The organism is Streptomyces sp. NPDC055013 (assembly GCF_053608645.1).
Genome location: NZ_JBSGVW010000001.1, coordinates 617,395 through 623,588, shown reverse-complemented (window position 1 = coordinate 623,588; position 6,194 = coordinate 617,395). Strand labels below are relative to the sequence as shown.

Genomic DNA, 6,194 nt, shown 5'->3' with positions numbered 1-6,194 from the left:
GCGGTGAGCCTCAGCTCACCGCCCCGGCGTCGAGTCCGCCGCTGTCCGCGCTAGACACCGATGCCGGCGCCTTGTCTGAACGGCCGTGCGTCACCGAGCAGTTGACCCCCGTCGATCACCATGGTCTCGCCGGTGATCCAACTCGCGGCGTCCGAGACGAGGAAGGCGACCGCGGAGGCGATGTCGGCAGGCTCCCCTATGCGGCCCAGCGCCACCGAGGCGGACACCTCCTGCTCGTGCTCCTTCCACAGGGCCTCGGCCAGCTTCGTGCGCACCACACCCGGTGCCACCGCGTTGACGCGGACCTTCGGCGAGAGCTCCAGGGCCAGTTGCCCGGTGAGATGGATCAGTGCGGCCTTCGACGCGTTGTACAACCCGATGTTCGCCTCGGAGGCCATGCCGCCCACCGACGCGGTGTTGACGACCGCCCCGCCGTGCTCGCCCATCCAGGCCCGCGTGGCCAGTCCCGTCCACAGAACGGGCGCCCACAGGTTCACGTCGAAGGTCTTCGCGAACCGACCGTGGTCCTGGTCGATGACCGGTCCGAAGGCCGGGTTGGTTCCGGCGTTGTTGACGAGGATGTCCAGGCTGCCGAAGCGCTCGAGCGTCAGATCCACACAGCGCTGGGCCGCCTCTTCGTCGACCGCATGCGCTCCTACGCCGACCGCCGTGCCCTTGACCTGGGCAGCGGCGGCGTCCGCCGCCTCCTGGGACCGGGAGGTGAGGACGACGTTCGCGCCGGCCTCGGCGATGGCCTGGGCGATCGCCAGCCCGATACCGCGCGAAGCCCCGGTGACGACGGCGGTGCGACCGGTGAGGTCGAGTCCTGCCATCTCAGTTCGCCGCCGTCGTCGCCGCGTCGCGGTACTGCCGCAGTTCCTGCTTGGCGATGGCCCGCTTGTGCACCTCGTCGGGACCGTCCGCAAGCCGCAGCGTCCGCAGACTCGCGTACATCATCGCCAAGGGGAAGTCGTCGGTCACCCCCGCTCCCCCGTGCACCTGAATCGCGCGGTCGACGATCTTCAACGCGATGTTGGGGGCCGCCACCTTGATGGCCGCGATCTCGGTGCGCGCCTCCTTGTTCCCGACCGTGTCCATGAGATGCGCGGCCTTGAACGTGAGCAGCCGGATCATCTCGATGTCGATACGCGCTTCCGCGATCCAGTCCTGGATGTTGGACCGTTCGGCAACTGGGCTGCCGAAGGTCACCCGTGACTGTGCGCGCCGGCACATGAGTTCCAGCGCCCGCTCGGCCGCGCCGATGGCACGCATGCAGTGGTGTATGCGGCCGGGCCCGAGCCGGGCCTGGCTGATCGCGAAACCCTCGCCCTCGCCCTTGAGTACGTCCTTGGCCGGCACCCGGACATTCTCGAAGATGATCTCCGCGTGGCCCTCGCGATCCGCGTACCCGAACACCGGCAGATTGCGGACCACGGTGACCCCGGGGGCGTCGATCGGGACGACCATCATCGACTGCTGGCGATGTGGGGCCGCCGTGGGGTCGGTCTTGCCCATCACGATGAGCACCTTGCAGTTCTTGTGCATCGCGTTCGAGGCGAACCACTTGCGGCCGTTGAGCACGTACTCGTCGCCGTCGCGCTCCATCCGCAGCTCGATGTTGGTGGCGTCGGAGCTGGCGACACGCGGCTCGGTCATCGCAAAGGCCGACGCCATCGTTCCGTCGAGCAGGGGCTTGAGGTACTTCTCCTTGTGCTCGTCGCTGCCGAACAGCGTGAGCACCTCCATGTTGCCGGTGTCGGGCGCGTTGCAGTTGCACGCCTCGGAGGCGATGTGGCTGCGGCCCATGATCTCCGCCAGCGGCGCGTACTCGAGGTTGGTCAGACCCGGGCCCCAGTCCGGGTGCGGGTGGAACAGATTCCACAGTCCACGCCTGCGCGCCTCGGCCTTGAGCTCCTCGAGGATCGGCGGGTGGAAGTGCGGGTCACCCGACGCGTGCATCTGCTCGTGGTACACCGCCTCGGCCGGGTAGACGCGTGCATCCATGAACGCGAGCAGATCCGCCCGGTACTTCTTGGCGCGGTCCGACATCTCAAACAGGGACATCCGAACTCCTGACGGGTAGGGAGGGGAAGTTGGGCGGGCGCTTGTCCAGATGGCTGGCCACGCCTTCGACGACGTCGGACCCGCGGAAGGCCCGGAGCATGAGGCCTTCCGCCCGGCTCACCGAATCGGCGTAGGTACCGTCGGCGTCGTCGCTCAGTTGGCTCTTGATGACGGCCATGGATGCCGGGGAGCAGCGCCTCGCCAGATCGGCGGCGTACGCGACAGCGGCATCCACCACGTCGGCGGTGGGGACCAGGTGGTCGAGGAGTCCGACACGGAATGCCTCCTCGGCATCCACCATGCGGCTCGACAGCAACAGGTCCGCTGCCCGGCTGTGCCCCACCAGCCGGGGCAACAGCCAGGAGATCCCGTACTCGGCGATCAGCCCGCGTTGCGCGAACGCCGTGGTGAACCGGGCCGAGGGCGAGCCGAAGCGGATGTCGCAGTAGAGCGCCTCCACCATGCCCAGGCCGGCGGCCACCCCGTTGATCGCTCCGATCAGGGGTTTGCGCAGGGTCCGTGGCATGTCCCGCGGACGGCGCCGTGCCCTGTCCGCCTCGGCGACCTCGCCGACCGCCTGCAGCAGGTGCAGGTCGGCTCCGGCGCAGAATCCGCGTCCCGCGCCGGTGACCACGACGGCACGTACGTCCGGGTCGTCCTCGGCGGCGTCGAGCAGGGCGAAATAGCGGTCCTCGAGTTCGTCGGTCCAGGCGTTCAGCTTGGCGGGCCGGTTGAAGGTGAGCACCAGCACCGGCCCTCGGTGTTCGGCGAGGACGAGCTCGCCCGGCGCGCCGGTCATCCTTGCGCCAGCAGGGCGCTCTGGTACCGACGCATGCCGCGCAGCCACCGGTCGTAGTCCGAGCCCTTGTGCCGGTACATCTCGAGTACCTCTTCGTGGGGCAGGACCAGGAAGCGCTCGTCCTCGATGGCGGCCAGGACGGCGTCGGCCACTTCGGCCGGCTCCAGGACGTCACCGGCGGAGGTGACGGCCCGCGTCGCGGCTCTTCCCAGCGCGTCCCCGGAGTCCTCCCCGGAGGACAGCAGCTTGGTGTTCACCCCCATGGGGCACAGGCAGCTGACACGGACCCCGCGATCGCCGTAGGTGACACTCAGCCATTCGGCGAAGGCGACGGCAGCGTGCTTGGTGACGGCGTACGTGGCGGAGCCGATCTGGGTGAGCAATCCGGCCGCCGAGGCGGTGCTGATGAAGTAGCCCTCACCGCGCTCGAGCCACTGAGGTACCAGCAGCCTTGCCGCACGGATGTGGGCTCGCAGGTTCACGTCGATCGAGTGGTCCCAGTCGTGCTCGCTCGCGTCGAGGCCCGGCGCCCCGGCGATGCCCGCGTTCGCGAAGTAGAGGTCGACCGGACCGAAGGTGCTCTCCGCCAGGTCGGCCAACTGCTGGATCTGCTCGGTGTCCGACACGTCCGCGCCGGCGCTGACGGTGCTTCCCGGATGGTCGGCGTTGACCCGCTCCGACACCACCCGCGCGCCGTCCGCGTCGAGGTCCGCGACGACGACCCGGGCGCCCGCGCGGGCGAGCCGTGCGACCAGCGCACCGCCGATGCCTGCGCCACCACCGGTGACGACGGCGACTCTTTGTGCAACGTTCACAGCGAACCCTCTCGGTGGCTGGGCGGGCGAGGCCGGGCATGGCCCGGAGATCGTGGGCCGTGCTCTGCCGAAATGTATAGTTGAATCCGACGTCAAGTTCAATAGCAGGATGCGGAGTGCCACGCGAGGAAGAACCATCCGGCCGGCCCCTGCACAAGGAGGCGGGAAAAGAAGAAGCACCCGGCGGTGCCGGGTGCTTCTGAGGCAGGCGGTCCAGCCGCCGGATCAGCGGTGGTCGGGGAAGCGGAGGGCGTTCGCCCAGAGCCGGGTGACCGTGGACACGAGCTCCTCGAAGTCCGACGGCGTACCTTCTTCTTGGCGTCCGCCGAGTACGAAGGCGTTGTAGGCCATGACGCTGACCATGCCCGACAGCGCACGGGAAGCCATCATCGGATCGACCTCACGGTCTGCCACGCCGCGTGCCTGCAGGTCGGCGATGCCGCGAGCGTTGCGCCGGATGAACGCGTCGCCCCGCCGGCTTCGGAACTCACGGAACTCCGGCTCCACTTGGGCGACCTGTTCGAGCAGGCCCATCAGCTTCGCGTTCCGTTTGTATGCCTCGAGGTACGCGCGATTGCTCGCCTCGAGCACCGCGTAGGGATCGTCGGTGTCCTGCACCCGGCGCATGCCGGGGTGCATCATGTCCTCCTGTGCCTCCAGGAGGACGGCGGCGAGCACCTCTTCCTTGTTGGCGAAGTAGGTGTAGAAGGATCCCGCCGCGCACTGAGCTTCTTTGGTGATGTCGGTCAGGCGGGTGTCGAGGTAGCCGTCCCGCTCGAACACCTTCCGTGCGGCTTTCACCAGTGCGGCCCGTGTCCGAGCTCCGCGCTTCGTCGTAGGCGGCTCGCGAAGGTGCGAGAGGGGCGCCATGGGGGGCGCCTCGTCGCCGTCGATCTCCTCGGGAGCGGTGGTGTCCATCCCGGAAACTGTACTTGAATCCGACACCATGCTCACAATCCGTAAGGTGGGGACACTCAGTGGCGGTCGGCGGCAACGTCGACGCTCGGTGTGTCACGGGCCAGAGCGCTACGGTCGATGGACCGCTTGTGGATCTTCCCGGTCGGGCCCTTGGGCAGCGCGTCGACGAACCGGACGATGCGGGGGATCTTGTACGCGGACAGCCTCTCCCTCGCCCAGCCCGACACCTCGGCGGCACCGAGCTCGGAACCGGGCCGGGCTGCGATGAGCGCGGCCACCTCCTCGCCGTAGTGCTCGTCGGGAACGCCGATCACGGCCGCCTCGACGATGTCCGGATGCTCGTAGAGAACTTCCTCGACCTCACCGGGGTAGACGTTGTAACCACCGCGGATGATCAGGTCCTTGAGACGGTCGACGATGCGCAGGTCCCCGTCCGTGTCGGTTTCACCGAGGTCGCCCGTCCGGAACCAGCCGTCGGACGAGAGGGCCGCGGCGGTGTCCGCGGGGCGGTTCCAGTAGCCGCGCATCACCGTGGGCCCCTTGATGTGCACCTCGCCGACGTCGCCGGGCGGGCACTCGTTGTCGTCGTCGTCACGCACCTGGACCTGCATCCGCGGCACTGCCCTGCCGGTGTACCCCGTCTTGCCGCCGCGGTCGAGGTCGTTGAAGGTGCCGAACGCAGTGGTCTCGGTGAGCCCATACCCTTCGAGGATCGTGCAGCCGAAGCGGGCCTCGAAAGCCCGGGCGATCTCCCCGGGAAGCGACGCCCCGCCGGAGACGGCGACACGGAGCCCGGCGAAGTCCGCCGGGTTCGCGTCACCCGCCGCGTGCAGCAGCGCGTTCCACATGGTCGGCACGCCGGCCATGATGGTGAGGCGGTCGCGGCGCAGCATGTCCAGCATCGACGCCGGGTCGAAGCGGGCCAGCAACGACATCGAGCCGCCCACGGTCAGGGTCGCCATCATGACCGATGCCTGGCCGAACACATGGAACAGCGGGAGTCCGGTGCCGGTGCGGTCGGCGCTCGATGCCCGGCTGCACTCGGCGCCGATCTCCCCGGCGGACAGCAGGTTCCCGACGCTGAGTTGGGCCCCCTTCGGCCGGCCCGTGGTTCCCGAGGTGTACAGAATGGCCGCGGTCTCGTCGCGATGCCGGTCGACGACGCCGACAGGCGCAGCGGCGACCGACGCGCCCGGGGACAGCGTCCAAGCGGGCACCGAGAGCGCGGCGGCCGCCTCCGCGACAGCGGGGCCGAGGGCGTGCCATGCGATCGCCGTTGAGCATCCGGCGTCGGCGAGAACGTACTCGACCTCGGCCCGGGTGGACATCGTGTTGACCGGCACCACGACACCGCCCGCGGCCTGAATCCCGAGGTAGGCCACCACGAACTCGGGCACCGACGGCGCCGCGAGCAGCACCCGGTCCCCCGGGGAAAGTCCCGCGGCGACCAGGGCACCCGCGTACCGCAGACTCGCGTCACGCAGCTGAAGGTAGGTCCACTGATCCGTGGCGCCGCGCAGTGCGATGTTGTCGGGGGTGGCGGCCGCGTGGCGGCACACAGGATCGAAGACGCTGGTCATGAGCGTGCCTTCCGATGG

The 6,194-nt window shown here is 69.1% G+C and carries 6 protein-coding genes; all 6 read right to left on the bottom strand.

The window, feature by feature from the left end; translation table 11 throughout:
- Window positions 1-50: 50 nt before the first annotated feature.
- The 6 genes from ACWGDB_RS02710 to ACWGDB_RS02685 all read right to left on the bottom strand — a co-directional run bounded on the left by ACWGDB_RS02710 (window position 51) and on the right by ACWGDB_RS02685 (window position 6,176).
- The gene (locus ACWGDB_RS02710; protein ID WP_453820725.1) at window positions 51-833 is read right to left on the bottom strand and encodes an SDR family oxidoreductase; all 783 of its coding nucleotides are present in this window, start codon (window positions 831-833) and stop codon (window positions 51-53) included.
- A gap of 1 nt (window position 834) precedes the next feature.
- Window positions 835-2,064 carry an acyl-CoA dehydrogenase family protein gene (locus ACWGDB_RS02705; RefSeq protein ID WP_451173990.1) on the bottom strand — a complete coding sequence of 410 codons (1,230 nt, stop codon included), beginning with the start codon at window positions 2,062-2,064 and terminating at the stop codon, window positions 835-837.
- Window positions 2,051-2,863 (bottom strand): enoyl-CoA hydratase-related protein, encoded by an 813-nt coding sequence (locus ACWGDB_RS02700; protein ID WP_453820724.1) that lies wholly within the window; start codon window positions 2,861-2,863, stop codon window positions 2,051-2,053. Before ACWGDB_RS02700 ends, ACWGDB_RS02705 begins: the two co-directional genes overlap by 14 nt.
- Window positions 2,860-3,678 (bottom strand): SDR family oxidoreductase, encoded by an 819-nt coding sequence (locus tag ACWGDB_RS02695; RefSeq protein ID WP_453820723.1) that lies wholly within the window; start codon window positions 3,676-3,678, stop codon window positions 2,860-2,862. Before ACWGDB_RS02695 ends, ACWGDB_RS02700 begins: the two co-directional genes overlap by 4 nt.
- 225 nt (window positions 3,679-3,903) lie before the next feature.
- Entirely contained in the window at window positions 3,904-4,596 is a 693-nt protein-coding gene (locus ACWGDB_RS02690) for a TetR/AcrR family transcriptional regulator (RefSeq protein ID WP_427845679.1), read from the bottom strand.
- Between the two features lie 56 nt (window positions 4,597-4,652).
- Complete coding sequence (locus tag ACWGDB_RS02685) at window positions 4,653-6,176, bottom strand: class I adenylate-forming enzyme family protein (RefSeq protein ID WP_453820722.1); 1,524 nt, start codon at window positions 6,174-6,176, stop codon at window positions 4,653-4,655.
- Between the last annotated feature and the right edge of the window lie 18 nt (window positions 6,177-6,194).